At 43.8% G+C, this 1,955-nt stretch carries 1 protein-coding gene and 1 pseudogene; both read right to left on the bottom strand.

Annotation, left to right across the window (positions count from 1 at the left end; translation table 11 throughout):
* A pseudogene (locus WKF69_RS04135) lies at positions 1-996 on the bottom strand (hypothetical protein); the annotation flags it as partial.
* 175 nt (positions 997-1,171) lie between these two features.
* Positions 1,172-1,955, bottom strand: a 784-nt coding sequence (locus WKF69_RS04140; protein ID WP_340379713.1) for a hypothetical protein, incomplete at its 5' end; no start/stop codon positions are given.

Raw genomic sequence — 1,955 nt, forward strand, 5'->3', positions numbered from 1 at the left:
ACCGAAAGTATCAAGCAGGTATTTCATGCTCTCACTGTTCGGGCCTTTTATACTTGCTCCGCTTCCGCGGGATGTATCGAACAAAACATCGGCGTTCTGTAGTATCTTAACAGATTCAGTTGTGGTAGGCTGCTGCGTATCAGTTATCCGCGCCTCCAGGATCATGTACTTCGCATCCGGAATCTCCTTAACCAGGGCAGCGATATCATTGTATGTAAGTGCATTGTCCACATCCAGCCATGAGCGCTCCCGCAGATCGGCCGTTACTTGATTTAGTTTCAATCCGCCTTCTGGTGCTACACTAAGCGATAGAGTTTCCCCCGGCGCAAAATGCTTGTGGATCACTGCTTGCCCAAACTGCTCAAACCAGGTGGACTTCGGCGACTGTGAAACGAACTGGCGTGGTCTTTCCCCGTTAATTGAAAATTCATCCATCAGGATGGTATAGCTCAGCAAGTGACTTACCCGCGGATAAGAGGCTTTCATCACAACAACCTGGATGTGTTTTCCGGCTTTTAGCGCTTTACCCTTGCTTGAAAAGGCGTCAGCAAGAAGATCTACTTCAACCCAGGTATTTGCCTTTGGAGATGTTATGGTATGAGTGTAAAGCGTCCCGTCAAAGATTCCCAGTGATACGTCGATCTTTTCCGGTTTGCGGTCGCTCATCATGAAGACAGCAAACTTCACCCGTGTAGATCCCGTTACATACATGTCAATACGTTTTGTGAAGCCCTGCGCGAGGTCATTTGCATCATTGGGTCTTGTTACCCTGGACAATGCACTTCCTTTGTTCCCATATGCTGGTTCCTTCTTCGTACTGAATGCGGGATCATACCCGGTGTCCTGCTGGTATGGATAGGGTTCCCAGGTATACATCTCACCTGTATCGAAATTGTCGTAGATCCTGTAAGGAACCCGGTCAGTTAAATTTTGTGCACTTACGAAACCCGTAATTATGCTGAACGCGATCAATGGAAGTAAACTTTTTTTTCTCATATTTTATAATTAGCGTACTTTTAAAGTACCAGGGCTACGTTTCCATTTTCTTATTTTGTGCCCGTAGAAGGCGTAGAATACAAGGAATACGGTTCGCGCTTGATTTTTATAGTAAGCTCATGGCGTTGATCTGTATTTGGAAATCTACCTACTACCTTTAGTAAGATTATTGAATCTATATCAAAAAATTCCCCCCCTGCGGTCTTCCTTTCGGAAAGACAACAGGTGTTTTTACTAACTTTGACTTACTTCGTTTAGCACTAAACTTAGCCGACAGAAATTCATGCATATCAATGTCGCCCGACACTATTTCGCCGTTAATTACACCTTTGAAGGTAGTTTGAATTCTATCTCCAGGAACTACCCAGGTACTTTGCATTTTTATCTCATTACCTTCAATAGTTCCATTGATTTCACGTTCCGAAAACTCAGATTTATGAACACCTGAAAAATAATTTCCATCCTGCTGGTCAATAAACAATTGTTGCTTGTCATGGCTGTTATAAAATTGAACATCAAGGTCCCATCGTCCAATCATATTAGCGGAAGGAGCTTTCATCGCTACTACAGATCTCGGAGTCCTTTTCCTGGCAATTACTTCTTTTATCCGGGAAGCGGCTAATTTATCATCTCCCGGCACCATCATGTAAGCAACCAAGCTAATTCCGGTGATGCCCGGTTCGTCCTTATATATGGCAACCCCAACTCTGGGGAATGTATTTCCAAGTTCTTCCGAAACTTCCTGACCTGTAACATAAAGTTCCTCCGGATTCCAGGTTATGAATAAATAAGGAGTTACGTGGTGAATTAATTTTGGATCGGGCATTACGATACGAAAGCTAACCCCTTTTATTGTTGCAGCTTGTTTCCCGATATTTTCCAGCCAGCTGACCCAGGTTTGCATTTCATTTTTATGATCCATTTGAACCCAGGTTTCAACGGCTGCCAGCATTCCGATA

Origin of the sequence: Daejeonella sp., assembly GCF_037719425.1 — a bacterium.
Classification (GTDB): domain Bacteria; phylum Bacteroidota; class Bacteroidia; order Sphingobacteriales; family Sphingobacteriaceae; genus Daejeonella.